This is a genomic window from Micromonospora tarensis (assembly GCF_016803395.1).
Lineage (GTDB): Bacteria > Actinomycetota > Actinomycetes > Mycobacteriales > Micromonosporaceae > Micromonospora > Micromonospora tarensis.
This window is the reverse complement of the sequence record NZ_JAEVHL010000045.1, coordinates 1-16,077: the sequence shown is the minus strand read 5'-3', so window position 1 is coordinate 16,077 and position 16,077 is coordinate 1. Positions and strand designations below refer to the sequence as shown.

The 16,077-nt window shown below is 70.3% G+C and carries 15 protein-coding genes, 1 tRNA gene and 1 riboswitch; of the genes, 7 read left to right on the top strand and 9 right to left on the bottom strand.

Annotation, left to right across the window (positions count from 1 at the left end; genetic code table 11):
- Positions 1 to 93 precede the first annotated feature (93 nt).
- Positions 94 to 1,038 carry an ATP-binding cassette domain-containing protein gene (locus JM949_RS12310; protein WP_203148564.1) on the top strand — a complete coding sequence of 315 codons (945 nt, stop codon included), beginning with the start codon at positions 94 to 96 and terminating at the stop codon, positions 1,036 to 1,038.
- On the top strand, positions 1,035 to 1,784 hold the full coding sequence (locus tag JM949_RS12305) for an ABC transporter permease (RefSeq protein ID WP_203148563.1): 750 nt from the start codon (positions 1,035 to 1,037) through the stop codon (positions 1,782 to 1,784). Before JM949_RS12310 ends, JM949_RS12305 begins: the two co-directional genes overlap by 4 nt.
- Here JM949_RS12305 and JM949_RS12300 read toward each other — a convergent pair.
- On the bottom strand, positions 1,768 to 2,124 hold the full coding sequence (locus tag JM949_RS12300) for a hypothetical protein (RefSeq protein WP_203148562.1): 357 nt from the start codon (positions 2,122 to 2,124) through the stop codon (positions 1,768 to 1,770). The two genes, JM949_RS12305 and JM949_RS12300, sit on opposite strands and share 17 nt — an antisense overlap.
- On the opposite strand from JM949_RS12300, the gene JM949_RS12295 reads away from it, so the two are divergent.
- Together JM949_RS12295 and JM949_RS12290 are read left to right on the top strand one after the other, a co-directional pair.
- The gene (locus tag JM949_RS12295; RefSeq protein ID WP_309232128.1) at positions 2,111 to 2,644 is read left to right on the top strand and encodes an NAD(P)-dependent oxidoreductase; all 534 of its coding nucleotides are present in this window, start codon (positions 2,111 to 2,113) and stop codon (positions 2,642 to 2,644) included. The two genes, JM949_RS12300 and JM949_RS12295, sit on opposite strands and share 14 nt — an antisense overlap.
- A complete protein-coding gene (locus JM949_RS12290) occupies positions 2,644 to 3,078 on the top strand; it encodes a nitroreductase family deazaflavin-dependent oxidoreductase (protein ID WP_203148559.1) in 435 nt (144 codons plus the stop codon). The genes JM949_RS12295 and JM949_RS12290 overlap by 1 nt, the downstream gene beginning before the upstream one ends.
- 487 nt (positions 3,079 to 3,565) lie before the next feature.
- On the opposite strand, the gene JM949_RS12285 is transcribed toward JM949_RS12290, so the two are convergent.
- Together JM949_RS12285 and JM949_RS12280 are read right to left on the bottom strand one after the other, a co-directional pair.
- Positions 3,566 to 3,639 (bottom strand) — tRNA-Gly (locus JM949_RS12285).
- Between the two features lie 217 nt (positions 3,640 to 3,856).
- Entirely contained in the window at positions 3,857 to 4,414 is a 558-nt protein-coding gene (locus tag JM949_RS12280) for a pyridoxamine 5'-phosphate oxidase family protein (RefSeq protein ID WP_203148558.1), read from the bottom strand.
- Between the two features lie 96 nt (positions 4,415 to 4,510).
- On the opposite strand from JM949_RS12280, the gene dcd reads away from it, so the two are divergent.
- Entirely contained in the window at positions 4,511 to 5,089 is a 579-nt protein-coding gene (dcd, locus tag JM949_RS12275) for a dCTP deaminase (protein WP_089018323.1), read from the top strand.
- A gap of 62 nt (positions 5,090 to 5,151) precedes the next feature.
- Here dcd and JM949_RS12270 read toward each other — a convergent pair whose 3' ends face one another.
- Complete coding sequence (locus JM949_RS12270) at positions 5,152 to 6,129, bottom strand: C40 family peptidase (protein ID WP_309232127.1); 978 nt, start codon at positions 6,127 to 6,129, stop codon at positions 5,152 to 5,154.
- A 75-nt stretch (positions 6,130 to 6,204) separates the two neighbouring features.
- Positions 6,205 to 6,340, bottom strand: a riboswitch (cyclic di-AMP (ydaO/yuaA leader).
- 232 nt (positions 6,341 to 6,572) lie between these two features.
- On the opposite strand from JM949_RS12270, the gene JM949_RS12265 reads away from it, so the two are divergent.
- A complete protein-coding gene (locus JM949_RS12265) occupies positions 6,573 to 8,558 on the top strand; it encodes an N-acetylmuramoyl-L-alanine amidase (RefSeq protein WP_203148557.1) in 1,986 nt (661 codons plus the stop codon).
- A 53-nt stretch (positions 8,559 to 8,611) separates the two neighbouring features.
- Here JM949_RS12265 and JM949_RS12260 read toward each other — a convergent pair whose 3' ends face one another.
- From JM949_RS12260 to JM949_RS12240, 5 genes are all read right to left on the bottom strand, one after another.
- A complete protein-coding gene (locus JM949_RS12260; protein ID WP_203148556.1) occupies positions 8,612 to 9,625 on the bottom strand; it encodes a C40 family peptidase in 1,014 nt (337 codons plus the stop codon).
- Positions 9,626 to 9,791: 166 nt separating this feature from the next.
- The gene (locus JM949_RS12255) at positions 9,792 to 10,793 is read right to left on the bottom strand and encodes a hemolysin family protein (RefSeq protein WP_203148555.1); all 1,002 of its coding nucleotides are present in this window, start codon (positions 10,791 to 10,793) and stop codon (positions 9,792 to 9,794) included.
- Positions 10,786 to 12,099: a hemolysin family protein gene (locus JM949_RS12250; protein WP_203148554.1), complete on the bottom strand. Its 1,314-nt coding sequence runs from the start codon at positions 12,097 to 12,099 to the stop codon at positions 10,786 to 10,788. Before JM949_RS12250 ends, JM949_RS12255 begins: the two co-directional genes overlap by 8 nt.
- 115 nt (positions 12,100 to 12,214) lie before the next feature.
- Complete coding sequence (locus JM949_RS12245; protein ID WP_203148553.1) at positions 12,215 to 14,413, bottom strand: (Fe-S)-binding protein; 2,199 nt, start codon at positions 14,411 to 14,413, stop codon at positions 12,215 to 12,217.
- A gap of 206 nt (positions 14,414 to 14,619) precedes the next feature.
- Positions 14,620 to 14,883: a cell division protein CrgA gene (locus JM949_RS12240; RefSeq protein ID WP_203148551.1), complete on the bottom strand. Its 264-nt coding sequence runs from the start codon at positions 14,881 to 14,883 to the stop codon at positions 14,620 to 14,622.
- Positions 14,884 to 15,104: 221 nt separating this feature from the next.
- Between JM949_RS12240 and JM949_RS12235 the strand changes: the two genes are divergently transcribed.
- Positions 15,105 to 15,905, top strand: a complete 801-nt coding sequence (locus JM949_RS12235) for a DUF881 domain-containing protein (protein WP_203148550.1) — start codon at positions 15,105 to 15,107, stop codon at positions 15,903 to 15,905.
- Positions 15,906 to 16,077 lie beyond the last annotated feature (172 nt).

Here is a 16,077-nt window from a genome sequence, read left to right as displayed (position 1 = left end):
CACCCGACGCGCCGCCGCGGGCCCGAACCGGCGTCAGTGACCGTGTCAGGACCATGTCAGGGGGGTGACAGGTCGGCCACCGATGGTGGTCACATGACGAGTTCAGCGATTGCGGTCTCCGGACTGCGGAAGGCCTACCAGGACAAGGTCGTGCTCGATGGCATCGACCTGGACGTCCAGGCGGGCACGATCTTCTCCCTACTCGGCCCGAACGGCGCAGGTAAGACGACGACGGTGAACGTGCTGACGACGTTGGTGCGGGCCGACGCCGGGACCGTACGTGTGGCCGGGCACGACGCCGCCACCCAGGCCAAGGCGGTACGCGCGGCGATCGGCGTCACCGGCCAGTTCGCGGCGGTGGACGAGTTGCTGACCGGCCAGGAGAACCTGCAACTGATGGTGGACCTCGGTCAGTTGCCCGCCAGGGACGGCAAGCGGGTCGTCGCGGAGCTGCTGGAGCGGTTCGACCTGGTCGGGTCGGCACAGAAGCCGGTGTCGACCTACTCCGGCGGGATGCGCCGCAAGCTGGATCTGGCGATGACGCTGGTCGGCGACCCGCGCATCATCTTCCTGGACGAGCCGACGACGGGCCTCGACCCGCGGAGCCGCCGCACCATGTGGTCGATCATCCGGGACCTGGTGGACGACGGAGTGACGATCTTCCTCACCACCCAGTACCTCGAGGAAGCCGACCAGCTCGCCGACCGGATCGCCGTGCTCGACCAGGGCCGCCTGGTCGCCCAGGGCACGCCCGACGAGCTCAAGCGCCAGATCCCCGGCACGCACGTTCGACTCCGGTTCGCCACCGTCGCGGAACTCGACGCGGCAGCCCGGGTGCTCACCGGCTCCACGCGCGACGACGACGCGCTGGCCCTGCGGGTTCCCAGCGACGGCGGGACGGCCTCGCTGCGTGCCCTGCTGGACCGGCTCGACGAGTACGCGATCAACGCCGAGGGATTTTCCGTGCAGACCCCGGACCTCGACGACGTCTTCCTCGCCCTGACGGGCAACCGCACCCAGGAGGTTTCCGCGAAATGAGCGCCAAGTCCCACTCGATCGTCATGTTGCGTCGCAACTTCAAGCACATCGCCCGCAACCCGACCTCGGTGTTCAACGCGGTCCTGATGCCGATCGTCATCATGTTGATGTTCGTCTACATGTTCGGTGACGCCTTCAACGTCGGCGTCGACTACATCGACTACGCCACTCCCGGCCTGATGCTGTTGGCGGTCTGCTACGGGTTGGGGTCCACCGCGACGGCGGTCAACTCCGACATGACGAAGGGCATCATCAACCGGTTCAAGGTCATGCACGTCTCCCGTGGCGCGGTGCTGACCGGCCACGTCGTCGCCAGCGTGCTGACCAACCTGGTCGCCATCGCGGCCCTGGTCGGGGTGGCGTTCCTGCTCGGGTTCAGCCCGGCGGCGAGCCTTGTCGGCTGGCTCGGCGCGATCGGCGTCATCGTGCTGCTCGGCGTCGCCGCGGGTTGGCTGACGGTCGCCCTGGGCCTGTCGGCGAAGTCGCCGGAGACGGCCGGGCTGGCCTCCGTACCGTTGGTCATGCTGCCGTTCTTCAGCAGCGCGATCGTGCCGGCGGACAAGATGGGGCCCGGTCTCCGGGAGTTCGCGGAGTACCAGCCCTTCACGCCGATCATCGAGACGCTGCGGGGACTCCTCAACGGCACGCCGTCGGCCGGCGACGTGATCCCCGCCCTGGCCTGGTGCGTCGCCATCGCACTCGTCGGCTACCTGTGGGCGCGGTCCACCTTCACCAAGCGAGCGTGACCGCGACCAACTCCCTCCAGCTCGTCCGAGTGCCCTCGAGCGCCGCCTCCGCGAAGCCCTCTTCGCCGAGGCGGCGCCGCACCGCCTGCTCGATCCGGGCCACGTCCGGCTGGGAGTGATCCGGCCGGCCCCGCACGGCGGTGCCCGCCGCGAGCAGCCGCGCGGCCTCCACGTACCGGTCCCGGCGCAGCGCGAGATCCGCGACTCCGACGAGTACCCGTGCGATCGAGGGCGCGTGCCCCGTCTCGGCCGCCGCCTCGCACGACGAAAGATGATGCCGTCGCGCCTCGTCGAGATCGTCGCTCAGGTATCCGAGCACCGCCGTGGTGCGTGACCTCACGGGCCACAGCGACCTGACCGACGCGCGGGTGGTCGCCGGCGACGTCACCGACGCCGCGAGCATCGCGCGGGCGGTCGCCGGACACGACGCCGCCATCGGGGCCGCCGTGGACCTGTCGATGCCACCACACGACTTCTTCACCGCGTCGTCCCGCGCCCTGGCCACCGGTCTGGCGAAAGCGGACGTCCGCCGCCTGGTGGTGGTCGGCCTCGCCGCGATCCTGCCCGGGGAGTCTGGCGCGGCGCTGATGGACGAGCCCGGCTACCCGAACGAGTACCGGTCCTTCTACCTCGGCCACGCCGCGGGCCTGGAGGAACTGAGGACCTGCGACCTCGACTGGGCCTACCTGGCCCCCGCCGGCGACTTCGACCACCACGGCGCGCGCACCGGCCGCTACCTGTTCGCCGACCACGGCGACCCGACCAGCCGGATCAGTTATCCGGACTTCGCCATCGCGCTGCTCGACGAGATCGAGGCAGCCCGCCACCACCGTGCCGTCGCGATCGTGCGGGAGGCGTGATGCCCACTGTCCACCACAGCCCGAACGCCTGGGTCGCAACGCACATCCCTCGTTTCGAGGAGACCGGCGGCCAGCCCCGACCCGGCGTCAACGACCTGCTCCTGACCACCCGGGGCCGGCGGAGCGGCGAGCTGCGCCACACCGCGCTCGTCTACGAACGCGACGGCGACCGCTACGTCGTGGCCGCCTCCAACCGGGGCGCGGACCAGCACCCCGCGTGGTACCTCAACCTGCTCGTCCACCCGTACGTCACGGTGCAGGTCGGCCCAGAGAATTTCACCGCGTACGCGTGTCCCACCACTGCCGAGGAACGTCCACGGCTGTGGCGGTTGATGGTGTCGGCCAGGTCGGAGTACGCGGCGTACCAGCAGCGCAGCAGCCGGCAGATCCCGGTGGTGCTCCTGAACCGCGCGCTGCCGACGGATGGTGCATAGATCGCTGGGGCTTCTGGCCGGCATACCTGCCAGCCGGGCCGACCTCCCCATCGTCTCCGACCTGTTGGCCGGCGCTCGCCGCGAGCGGTGACGACAGCGCTCACACCTTCTGTACGAACTTGACCTGGTGACCGTCGGGGTCGCGGACCCACGCGTAGTGGAGCCGCCCGTCAGGCGAGTCCATCGGCGCCACGACGCTCGTCGCACCTGCCGCCATGGCCCGGTCGCGCCCCGGCCGGCTGCCGGCCCACGCACCTCGATTGCACTCGGCGCTACCGGGTGCGCCGGCCCGGAGTCCCCGCTACCCGCGCCAGCTGCCGGGCGCGTCGCATGGCGGGCGTGGGAGCGGCAGCGGCCCGGGGATCACATCCGGTGCTGCGACCTTCCCTGGAGGGCAGCCCGTTAATGGCCCATCCCTGTTCCAGCACGACCTAGAACCACAAAAGCCCCTGGCAGGACAGCTGTCCTGACCAGGGCGTTCCGTACGTGGAGCGGGTGACGGGAATCGAACCCGCACTGTCAGCTTGGGAAGCTGATGTTCTGCCATTGAACTACACCCGCAAGCGGCACCACTGTACCCGAGTCGTCGGACCTGTGCACCCAGGCACCCCTGCCCGCCGCTGATCCACTCGGGTTCCTGAAAGTCGGGGCCTCCGAACCGCCGGGACACCGCGACTTCCTTGAAACCGAGTCGATCATGCCCGGGCCGGACGGGCGGGGCGGGCAGGGGCGTGCCGGCTCCGTCTGGACGGAGCCGGCACCAGGCGGCATCGGGGAGTCAGGCGGCCGTGCAGTGGACGTCACGGTTGAGGCGGGCCGGGCGGGTCTGCGGCACGGCGACCGGGGTGGCCACCGCCGACGGGGCGTGTGGGTCGAGCCAGACCCGGACGGCCGGGCGGGCGGGCGCGAGACCCGGGATGCCCGCGGTGTGCTGCTCGCGGCGGGTGAGCATCGCCACGTCGATGGTGAACTCGAACAGCCGCCAGTCGACCTGCGGCTCCGCCCGGGCGCTCTGGGCGAGTCGGGCCACCCGCACCGGGTCGGTGACCGGCCGGGCGCGCCCCGCCACGTACGCCTCGTCGTCGCTCTCCTCCGGCGGGAACGAGTGCAGCGCGTAACGACCGTCGCGTTCGAGGTCGCGGCGCTTCGGAGAGTCGATGACGAAGCAGAAGAGACCCTCGTCGGTGATCACCGGGGAGACCGGATGGACGCGGGGCCCGCCGTCGGCGCGGACCGTGGCCAGGTAGCCGAAGCCCGGCCCGTACTGCTGGAGGAGAACGCGGATCCCGTCGGCGAGTCGGGGCTCGTCGGCGGCGAATTCGGACCAGGAAGCCATGCGGGCATTCTATCGAACAAATGTACTAGCAGCGACCTCGACGCGCTGGTCACCGGCACCGAATCCGGCCGCTCACGGGAACGCTATGGTTGTCCGATGCTGCTCTCCGACCGCGACCTGGTCTCCGAGATCAAGGCCGGCACGCTGGGCCTGGAACCGTTCGAGCCCACCCTGGTCCAACCGTCGAGCATCGACGTCCGACTTGACCGGCTGTTCCGGGTCTTCAACAACCACCTCTACACCCACATCGACCCCGCGATGCAGCAGGACGACCTGACCTCGGTGGTCGAGGTGCCGGACGGCGAGCCGTTCGTGCTGCACCCGGGCGAGTTCGTGCTCGCCTCGACGCTGGAGGTCATCTCGCTGGGTGACCAGCTCGCCGGCCGACTGGAGGGCAAGAGCTCACTGGGCCGGCTCGGGCTGCTCACGCACTCCACCGCCGGCTTCATCGACCCCGGCTTCTCCGGTCACGTCACGCTGGAACTCTCGAACGTGGCGAACCTGCCGATCACCCTCTGGCCGGGGATGAAGATCGGCCAGCTCTGCATCTTCCGGCTCTCCTCGCCGGCCGAGCACCCGTACGGTTCGGTGGTCTACGGTTCGCGCTACCAGGGTCAGCGCGGGCCGACGCCCAGCCGCGCCTGGCAGCACTGGCGCACCTGGCCCACCCGCTGACCGGTCAGGACAGGACGAGGGCCCGCTGCGATCCGTCGCGGCGGGCCCTCGTCATCACCCGGTCAGCCCGGGCGGCCGTAGCTGTGGATCGGGCCGTCGTCGACCTTCTTCATCTTGATCGGTTGGCCGGCCTGCGAGGCGTGCACCACCCAGCCGCCGCCGACGTACATGCCGACGTGGTGGATGTCGCTGTAGTAGAAGACCAGGTCGCCCGGGCGCAGGTCGCCCCTGCTGACGTCCTTGGTGACCCGGCTCTGCGCGGCGGCGTTGTGCGGCAGCGACACGCCGGCCTTCGCCCAGGCCGCCAGCATCAACCCGGAGCAGTCGTACGAGTTCGGACCCTCGGCACCCCAGACGTAGGGCTTGCCGATCTGCGCGCAGGCGAACTTGACAGCGGTGCCCGCGGCGCCGCCGGGATAGCTGCCCGGGCAGGGCGCCGGACGCAGCGGGCCGCCGCCACCGTTGCCGTACACCTTGAGGCGCAGCTTCTGTAGGCGGTCGATCTCCTCGTTGATCTGCTTCTTCTTCGCCGCCAGCTGGGCCTCGGTGCGGGTCAGCTGGGCCACCATCTCGTCCAGCGGCGCCTTCTGCGCGGCCAGCTCGTCGCGCAGGTCGGCCACCTGGCGGACGTCCTTCTGCTGGTTGTGCGCGAACCGGTCGAGCATTTCGAGCTGGACGACCACCTCGCTGGGTGACCGGCTGCCCAGCATCGCGTTGACGGTCGAGACGTTCTCGCCCTTGTAGGCGCGCACGGCCAAGGCGCTGACCTTGTCCATCGCGGCGTCGACCTGACGCTCCAGCGGCGCGATCCGGGCGGCCAGCGCGTCCGCCTGCCTGCGCTTGACGGCGAGGTCGGCCCGGGTGGCGTTGTGCCGTTCGATGATCGGTTCGAGCTTGTTCCAGTCGGCGTCGATCTGGCGCTCGATCTCGGCGACGGACGGGTCGGCGTGGGCGGCCGTGGCGCTGCCGGTGAGCACGACGGCGAGGCCGGCCAGCGCGGCGAGAACTGTGGTGAAGCGGGACCAGCGTGGGCGCGGCACGATCGACGGCGGTCGGCTGGTGCCGACCGCCCGGACGACGGCCGCGGGGCATGGAGTGCCACCGGGGTTCCGTACTCCTTCTTCCTGACCGCCTACCGGGTTAGCTGACGGGTTCGGGCGGGAAGTCGGCGCCCTACCGCAGTGGCTGCGGATTCACCCCGAGGGACCTGGGTCCCCGGTTCGCTCGGAAACGACTCGGCGGTGTCGGTCCGTTACCGCCCGGGCTGGGCGGAGCTGCTGTCGGGCCGACGAATGACCAGAGTAGAGACGCTCGTTACCGATCCGCAACCCGCGCGGCCGTGACACTCCGTACCGATTAGGTGCGGTCACCGACCGTGCGTGAAGATTTTTTTCCACACGCTTCGGTAAATAGAAAGGTATTGACGTGGCCTCCCGCGCGGCGCGATGGTGACCTGACCCTGTCCGAGAATCTAGGGGGCTCGATGCACCATTCAACCCTGACGACCCGCTCGCGCGCGCTGCTCGCCGTGGCCGTGGTCGCTGCCGGTGGCGCGATGCCACTGTCCAGCGGCCCGGCGGTCGCCGCCGCGCCCACCACCGACCGCCAGCAGCAGTACGCCGCCGCGGCGACCGAGCACGGCGTACCGCCCGTCGTGCTACTCGGCGTCTCCTATCTGGAGTCCCGCTGGAACAGCAACGCCGGCACACCGAGCACCAGTGGCGGCTACGGCCCGATGCACCTGACCGACGCCCGGCACGTGGCTGCCCTACCCGGGCGCGGCCACCACGACACCGCCGCCGAGGACCCACGCGGCGACGAGTCCCGGCCGGCCCGGGTGCCCACCCCCCGGCCGGTCGAGGCTCCCGGGCCGTCCACCGCCGCGTTGCAGACCGTGGACGCCGCGGCCACGCTGACCGGCGCCGCCCCCGACGCACTGCGCACCGATCCGGACGTCAACATCCGGGGTGGGGCCGCGCTGCTGAGCGCGTACCAACGGGAGCTGGGCGCGCCGGTCGGCGCCGACACCGATCCGGCCGCCTGGTACGGCGCGGTGGCCCGCTACTCCGGCGCGGACAGCGCCGACGCCGCCGCGGCCTTCGCCGACGAGGTCTTCACCACCATCGGCGCGGGCGAGTCCCGGGTGACCGACGACGGCCAGCGGGTCACCCTGGCGGCGCGCGCGGTACGGCCCGACCGTTCCTGGTTGGACCGGTTGGGCCTGCGCCGCCTGGCCCGCCCGGACGGGCTGGAGTGCCCACGCACCATCTCCTGCGAGTGGATCCCCGCGCCCTACCAGGCGTTCGGCGACGGGGACTACGGCAACCACGACCTGTCCGACCGGCCCGCACGGCAGAAGATCGAATACATAGTCATCCACGACACCGAGGCGAGTTGGGCGACGACACTGAAACTCGTCCAGGACCCGACCTACGTGAGCTGGCACTACTCGCTGCGGTCGGTGGACGGGCACGTCGCCCAGCACGTGCAGACCAAGGACGTCGCCTGGCACGCCGGCAACTGGTACGTCAACGCCAAGGCGATCGGTCTGGAGCACGAGGGTTTCGCGGCGCAGGGCACCTGGTACACCGAGGCGATGTACCGGACCTCGGCGAAACTGGTCCGGCACCTGGCGCTCCGGTTGGGCATTCCGCTGGACCGCCAGCACATCATCGGCCACGACAACGTGCCCGGCACCGTCGCCTCGACGGTACGGGGAATGCACTGGGACCCGGGCCCGTACTGGGACTGGACGCACTATTTCGACCTGTTGCACGCGCCTCGACTCGACACCGGCACCCCGGCCACCGGGCTGGTCCGGATCGACCCCGACTACGCCACCAACCAGCCGGCGTTCACCGGCTGCGTCACCCCCGGTGTGGCGTGCCCGGCGCGCGGCTCCTCGTCGGTGCTGCTGCGTAGCGCGCCGTCCGCCGACGCGCCGCTGGTCAACGACATCGCGCTCCGCCCGGACGGCACCCCGAACACGATGGAGGTGTCGGACCACGGTGCCCGGGCCTCCGCCGGGCAGACGTACGCGCTGGCCGGACGGCAGGGCGACTGGACAGCCATCTGGTACCTCGGGCAGCGGGCCTGGTTCCACAACCCGCCGTCCGCGCCGACCGCCAGTTGGACAGTCGGCGTGGTGGCCACCCCGAAGCCCGGCCGGGCCACCGTTCCGGTGTACGGACGGGCGTACCCGGAGCAGGCGGCGTACCCGGACGGGGTGCCCTACCAGACGATCTCGCCGTTGCAGTACACGCTGGCCGCCGGGCAGCGGTACGCCGTCGGCGCGGTGCTGGCCGGTGAGTACTACCGGGCCAGCACGATCGACGGCTCCTCGCCCGGTGACTGGACGGTGATCCGCGGCAAGAACCGCTACGCGCAGATCCAGTTCGGCCACCGGATCATGTACGTCGACCTCGCCGACGTGCAGCTGCTGCCGTCCCCGTTGGGCGCGCCCCGCTGAAGACCAGAACGCCCCCGTCGAGGACCGGGGGCCGTTCTGCTGCGCGAGGTGGATCAGCCGGGTCTGCGGAACCCGGCGACGGGCATCGTGTTGATGCTGGACACCTGCACCGGTTTGCCGGCACGTGGTGCGTGCACCATCTGGTTGTTGCCCAGATAGAGCCCGACATGACTCAGGCCGGAGAAGAAGAAGACCAGGTCACCGGGGCGGGCGTCGGCCCGCGAGATGGCCTTGCCCTCGTTCCACTGGTCACCGGTGTGGTGGGTGAGGTAGATGCCGGCGGCCTTGTAGGCGAACTGGGTCAACCCCGAGCAGTCGAACGAGTTCGGGCCGGTGGCACCCCAGACGTACGGCTTGCCGACCTTGCCGCAGGCGGTCCTGATCGCGGTCCGGGCGGCGGCGCTGACCACTCCGTTGATGGTCGGGCAGGCCGCGGTCACCACAGTGGTCTTCGGCATCGACGCCTCGAGCTGCTTGATCTCGGCGTCGATCTGCTTCTTCTTGGCCGCCAGCTCGTTCTGCTGCTTGGTCTGGGTGGTGATCAGCGTGTCCAGCTTCTGCTTCTCGCCGTCGTACTTGGCCCGCACGGCCAGCACACCCTCGACCTCCTTGCGCTCCTGCGCGGCCAATCGGTCGAGGAGGGTGAGCTGCTCGGTGAGCGTGTCCGGCTTGGCGCTGACCAGCAGCGCGCCGATGTCGTACGACGGGCCCGAGATGTAGTAGCGGGACGCGAGATCGCCGACGCGGTTCAGCGCCAGCTCACTCTGTAGCGCCAACGGCTCGATCTTCTTCTGCAGGTCCGCCGACTTCTGCCGATTGACCTTCAGCTGCGCCCGGACCTTGTTGTACTGCTCGATAGTGGGCTCCAACTGCTCCCACTTCTTGTCGATCTGCGCCTCGATCTCGTCGACCGTGGGCTCGGCCTGTGCCGGCGCGGCCAGCAGACCGGCTCCGACCGCGGCGGCGGCGACCAGGACGAGCAGACGGTGGGCGACGCGACGCAGACCACCGGAGCGAGCAGACGCATTCAGGTCGTGACGATGAGGGGGCATGGTTGCCACCGGCACCGACTCCTTTGCAACCGACCGCCGGGCGCCTCGCGTGCGGAAGGGCCGAGGCAGACGACCCACAGCGGTCGGTGCCTCACATTAGGGAAGCTCCGGTCGGTAATCAAGGCGAGGGCCGGAACCATCACTGTCGTGCAACCGCTTGCGCACCAAGGGTATCGGTCTGTCAACCAACGATTGCGGTCAATACATCATCGAGGGTGACCACCCCGAGAGGCCGCCGGCCGTCGCTGACCAGCACCATGTGCCGCCGCTCGCGACGCATGGCCAGCAGCAGGTCGGCCAGCGTACGTTCCGGCGGCACCACCGCCAGCGGGCGGTAGACGCGGGCCGGCACCGGGGACCGGCGGGCCTGCCCGGCGTACCCGAGCACGTCCTTGACGTGCACGAAGCCGAGCACCCGACGGGTCGACCGCTGCACCACCGGGAAGCGGGACCGGCCGGTCCGGGTCGCCAACACCTCCAGCGACGCCGGTGAGACGTCCTCGGCCACCGTCACCACCGTCGACCACTGTTGCAGCGCGTCGGCCGCGGTCCGCGCGTGCAGGGCCAGCGCTCCGGTGATCCGGGCGTGCTGCTCCGCGTCGAGCAGCCCCTCGGTACGCGCCTGGGAGACCAGGCCGGCCAACTCGGCGGCGGTGAACACCGTCTTGACCGCCTCGGACGCCTCGATGCGCCAGAGTGCGAGCACCCGACGGGCCGCCCATTTCATCGCCAGCAGCAGCGGTTTGGTGGCCACGCAGAACGCCAGCATCGCCGGGCCGAGCCAGAGCGCGGAGACCTCCGGACCGGCCAGCGTGATGTTCTTCGGCACCATCTCGCCGACGACGGTGTGCAGGAACACCACCAGGCCCAGCGCCAGCACGAAGGCCACCGGGTGCACCGCCCGCTCGGGCAGACCGGCCGCGTGGAACGGCGGCTCCAGCAGGTGCGCCAGCGCCGGCTCGGCGATCGCGCCCAGACCCAGCGAGCAGACCGTGATGCCGAGCTGCGCCCCGGCGATCATCAACGGGATCTGGTTCATCGCCGACAACGCCCAGCGGGCGCGTTTCGATCCGACGGCCAGCGGCTCGAGCACCGTCCGGCGGGACGCGATGAGCGCGAACTCGCTGCCCACGAAGAACCCGTTGCCGAGCAGCAGCAGCACGGTCACCAGCAGTTCAGTCATCGTCGTCCGGATCCGCCGGGCGCACCACGCGGACCTGCTCGATCCGGTGCCGCTCCACCTCCACCACGGTGAACTCCCAGCCCTCCGCCTCGACCGTCTCGCCGGCCAGCGGAATGTGCCCGAGCCGGGCCATCAGGAAGCCGGCCAACGTCTCGTACGGCCCCTCGGGCAGCCGGAAGCCGGTCTGCTCGACCACCTCGTCGGAGCGGAGCACCCCGTCGACCAGCAGGGTGCGTTCCCCGCCGGGCACCGTCAACTCGACCGGCCCGGTGTCGTCCACGCTCGCCGGGTCGAACTCGTCGGCGATCTCCCCGACCAGCTCCTCGACCAGGTCCTCGATCGTCACCACCCCGTCGGTGCCGCCGTACTCGTCGACCACGATGGCCAGGTCGGCCCCGGCCGCCCTGAGCGCGGCCAGGACACCGTCCAGGTTCAGGCTCTCCGGCACGTACACCGGCTCCCGGGCCACCGACCCGACCCGGGTGGACGACCGGGCGGCCACCGGCACGCCGAGCGCGTCGGGCACCCCGGCCACCCCGGTCACCAGGTCCAGCGTCTCCTCGTACACCGGGAAGCGGGTCCGCCCGGTCCGCCGGGACTCCTCAAGCAGCTCGGCCACGGTGGCCGTGGCGCGCAGCGCGACCACGTCCACCCGGGGGGTCATCGCCTCCGCGGCCCGTTTGTCGCCGAAGCGGATGGTCCGGCGCAGCAGCATCGCGGTGTCCGTGGGCAGCGCGCCGGCGCGGGCCGAGATGGCCGCCAGCAGGCCCAGCTCCTCCGGCGATCGGGCGCTGGCCAGCTCCTCCTGCGGCTCGACGCCGAGCATCCGGACCAGCCGGTTCGCCGAGCCGTTCAGCGCCCGGATCACCCAACCGAGCGTCCGGGAGAAGGTGTGCATCGGGCCCGCCGTGGCCAGCGCCGCCGGCATGGGCCGGGCCAGCGCGGCGTTCTTCGGCACCAGCTCGCCGAAGAGCATGGAGATCAGCGTCGCCAGGGCCAACGCGAGGAACGGGGTGAACCGCTCGGTGCTCTCCCCGGCCAGCGGGCGCAGCAGCGGGGCGAAGAGCCGGGCCAGTGCGGGTTCGGCCAGATAGCCGGTGAGCAGGGCGGTGATGGTGATGCCGAGCTGCGCCCCGGAGAGCTGGAAGGAGAGTTCGCGCAGTGCTGTGCGTACCGTCAGAGCGGCCTGGTCGCCGGCGGCGGCCCGCCTGTCGATCTCCGCGCGGTCGACGGTGACCAGGGCGAACTCGGCCGCGACGAAGAACGCGTTGCCCGCGGTCAGCGCGACGAAGCCGACCAGCGGCAACAGCGTCGTCCAGAGCAGGCCGTCGATATCGCCTCACCTCGGCGAGATTCTTACACGGCGGCGGCGGCCCGCAGGGACCGCCGCCGTCGATGTTCGAAAACCAGGTGTACGCGTCTCAGCCGGCGATCGCCGTGGTCTCCTGGCTGCCCCGCGGCTGCTCCGGCTTGACCGAACGGAGCAGCACGCTCGCCACGTCGATCACCTCGACCTGCTCGCCGGCGCCCTTGCCGTTGACCCCGTCGTTGAGCATGGTCGAACAGAACGGGCAGCCGACGGCGACCGTCTTCGCCCCGGTCGCCATTGCCTCCTCGACCCGGTCCACGTTGATCCGCTTGCCGATCTTCTCTTCCATCCACATCCGGGCACCGCCGGCACCGCAGCAGAAGGAGCGCTCGCTGTTTCTCGGCATCTCGGTGATCTCGCCCTCGACGGCGTCACCGAGAACCTCGCGGGGAGCGGCGAAGATGCGGTTGTGCCGGCCCAGGTAGCAGGGGTCGTGGTAGGTGACCCCGCCATCGACCGGCTGCACCGGGGTGAGCTTGCCGGTGGCGACCAGGTGGGCCAGCAGCTGGGTGTGGTGGACCACCTCGAACTCGCCGCCGAGCTGGCCGTACTCGTTGCCCAGGGTGTTGAAGCAGTGCGGGCAGGTCGCGACGATCTTGCGCTTGGCCTGCTCCCGACCCTCGAACGCCTCGTTCAGCGTCTCCACGTTCTGCTGGGCGAGCATCTGGAAGACGAACTCGTTGCCGATCCGGCGGGCCGGGTCACCGGAGCAGGTCTCGCCCTCGCCGAGGATCGCGAAGCTCACGCCGGCCTCGTTGAGCAGCGTGGCGACCGCGCGGGTGGTCTTCTTGGCCCGGTCCTCGAACGCGCCGGCGCAGCCGACCCAGAACAGGTACTCGAAGTCGTCCACCTCGCCGACCCGGGGCACCTCGAAGTCGAGACCCTTGGTCCAGTCCTCGCGGGTGTTCTGCGGCGCGCCCCACGGGTTGCCCTTGTTCTCCAGGTTGCGCAGCATCACGCCGGCCTCGGAGGGGAAGCTCGACTCGATCAGCACCTGGTAGCGGCGCATGTCGACGATGTGGTCCACGTGCTCGATGTCCACCGGGCACTGCTCGACGCAGGCGCCGCAGGTGGTGCAGGACCACAGCACGTCCGGGTCGATGACGCCGCCTTCTTCGGCGGTGCCGATCAGCGGCTTGTCACCCTCGGCGAGCGACAGCACGTCCAGGTGGGCGAGCTGCGCCTGGGTGGCCTTCTCCGCACCGGTGAGGTCCTTGCCGCCACCGGCCAGCAGGTAGGGCGCCTTGGCGTAGGCGTGGTCGCGTAGGCTCAGCACGAGCAGCTTGGGCGAGAGCGGCTTGCCGGTGTTCCAGGCCGGGCACTGCGACTGGCAGCGACCGCACTCGGTGCAGGTGCTGAAGTCGAGCAGACCCTTCCAGCTGAACTGTTCGACCTGGGCGACGCCGAACTGGTCCTTCTCCGGGTCGGCCTCCTCGAAGTCGAGCGGCTTGCCCTGGCTGGTCATCGGGCGCAGCGCGCCGAGGCCGGAACCGGCCGGTTTGGCCGGCTCACGCTTGAAGAAGATGTTGGGGAACGCCAGGAAGCGGTGCCAGGCGACGCCCATGGTGACGTTCAGCGAGATGACGATCAGCCAGGTCATCGAGATGGCGATCTTGATGAGTGCGGCGACGCTCGCCCCGTCCGACCAGTCGGGCAGCACCGCGCCGACCGCGTGACTGACCGGGGTGGCCCAGAGCGGGTACTCGAAGTGGTCGGTGGCGACCTTGAAGCCGCGGATCAGCAGGCCGAAGATCAGGACCAGCAGCACGATCCACTCGACGAAGTAGCCCTGCCACATCGTCGAGCCGGTGAACCGGGACCGTCCGCCCGGCCGGGTCGGCCGGTTGCGCAGCCGGATCGCCATCAGCACGAGGATGCCGACCAGGCCCAGTACGGTGATGATCTCGGTGGCCAACCCGAAGACCGTCCAGTGCCCGATGATCGGCAGACCGCCGGTCGGGGTGACCACCTCGAAGTACGCCTCGAGCACCAGCAGCGACAGCACGACGAAGCCGACCATCACGAACCAGTGCGCGGCGCCCACCACGCCCCACTTGAGCATCCGGGTGTGGCCGGCCGTCTCGACCAGCATCGTCCTGGTGCGGGCGATCTTGTCGGTGAACCGCTCCGGCGCGGGCTGACCGAGCCGGATGACTGCCACCATCTTCAGGACCGCACGAGCCGCGAGCCACACCGCCACGGCGGTGATGGCGGCCGCGAGGATCGTGGTGACGATCTGGACGCTGCCCATCGAGTTGGCCTCCCCCGGTCTGCTACCTGATGACCTCGTCCTGCTTGGTCATGCAGTGCAGCCTACGCGAAGGCTACCCATCAGTAACGTGAGTCATCTCGCAGTAGGCCACCCTGCCTGCGGACACCATAGGGGGCCCCGGCCGATCCTGCCGGACAGGGGCTCGGTGGGGTGACGTGGAACCGCCGATGCGACGGCCGGTCGGCTCAGCGCCAGCGAGAGAGCAACGCCAGCGAGGCGACCATCGCTCCGAAGCCGACCGCGAGGTTCCAGTAACCCCACGCCATGACCGGGTACTCCTGCTCAGACAGGTAGTAGACGACCAGCCAGCCGATCCCGGCGACGATCAAGGCAACCGCGGTGATCGGCAACCACACCGGGCTAGGCTTGCGCGACGACGACGCCGTCGTCGGACGGACGTCCGTCGGCGGGGTGTACACCTTCTTCTTACGGACCTGAGACTTGGGCACGACGCTCTCCAGAGGGGTGACGACCTCGTCCGGCCTGACAACCGGGCGCGGGGGCGACGGTCCATGGCCAATAATGTTCGACAGTTAGCGTAGTCCCGATTGCCCGTCCGGACCACGAATGGGGTCAGGCCGGTGCGCGGAGTGACCGAAAGAGGCGGGACTGTTCGCATCACCGGCCCGGCCGGAGCGGACCGTTCCCCGACACGCGGAAGGAACGCTCGGTGGAGTACACATCCGGCGCAACCTCCTGGCAGAAGGTCCTCCGACGGGCCGCCGCCGGGCTGCTGCCCCGGCGACCACGCCAACGCCGCCCGGGCTGGTCGATCGGGGTGCCCCTGATCGCCGCCGCGGCTGGACTGCTCTTCACCACCTCCGCGACCACCGCCGACGGCACCGCCCTGCGCGAGGACCGGCGACCCCAGCTCAACCAACTCATCGAGGACCGGCGCGAGCAGGTCGCGGCCAGCGAACGCCGGGCCGCCACGCTACGCGACGAGGTCGAGCAACGGACCAACACGCTGGCCGACTCGGACGCCCCGATCAAGGATCAGCAGAATCGCGCCCAGGGCAGCCTCCAGGCCGCCGGGTTCACCGCGCTCAGCGGCCCCGGGGTCACCGTCGAGCTGAACGACGCGCCACAGCTGGACCAGACCCAGTCGGACGCCAGCAACGACGACCTGGTGGTGCATCAGGGGGACGTGCAGGCGGTGGTCAACGCGCTGTGGGCCGGCGGAGCCGAGGCCATGTCAATCATGAACGTCCGCGTGCTCACCACCAGCGCGGTACGCTGCGTCGGTAACACCCTGCTGCTCCATGGCCGGGTGTACTCCCCACCGTTCAAGATCGTAGCAATCGGCGATCCCGCTGCCCTCCAGCAGGCCCTCGCCAGCTCTGAGGGAGTCCGGTTGTTCAAGGACGCGGTCGACGACTACCAACTCGGCTACAAGGAGACAACCTCGACGGTGCGAGTGCCGGCATTCGAGGACTCAACCGCTCTGCGCTTCGCGACGGTGCCCAAGTGAGCGGGCCGGACGAGCGCCGCGACGGGCGGCACCGGGACCAGGCCAACGAGCCGACCGCGTTCCTGCCCAAGCTCGACCGGCCCGAGCCGGCGCCCGCCCGCCCACCGTCGGCCGGCGACTGGCCCGAGCCGGTGCCGCAACCACCGCGCGCCGCCCAACCGCCGCGCGCCGA

Coding starts and splice junctions, on each gene's coding strand:
- JM949_RS12280 (WP_203148558.1), bottom strand. CDS start 4,414: ATGGCTTCCTGGTCCGAATTCGCCGCCGACGAGCCCCGACTCGCCGAC.
- JM949_RS12255 (WP_203148555.1), bottom strand. CDS start 10,793: ATGACTGAACTGCTGGTGACCGTGCTGCTGCTGCTCGGCAACGGGTTC.
- JM949_RS12245 (WP_203148553.1), bottom strand. CDS start 14,413: ATGGGCAGCGTCCAGATCGTCACCACGATCCTCGCGGCCGCCATCACC.
- JM949_RS12305 (WP_203148563.1), top strand. CDS start 1,035: ATGAGCGCCAAGTCCCACTCGATCGTCATGTTGCGTCGCAACTTCAAG.
- JM949_RS12265 (WP_203148557.1), top strand. CDS start 6,573: ATGCACCATTCAACCCTGACGACCCGCTCGCGCGCGCTGCTCGCCGTG.
- JM949_RS12310 (WP_203148564.1), top strand. CDS start 94: ATGACGAGTTCAGCGATTGCGGTCTCCGGACTGCGGAAGGCCTACCAG.
- dcd (WP_089018323.1), top strand. CDS start 4,511: ATGCTGCTCTCCGACCGCGACCTGGTCTCCGAGATCAAGGCCGGCACG.
- JM949_RS12290 (WP_203148559.1), top strand. CDS start 2,644: ATGCCCACTGTCCACCACAGCCCGAACGCCTGGGTCGCAACGCACATC.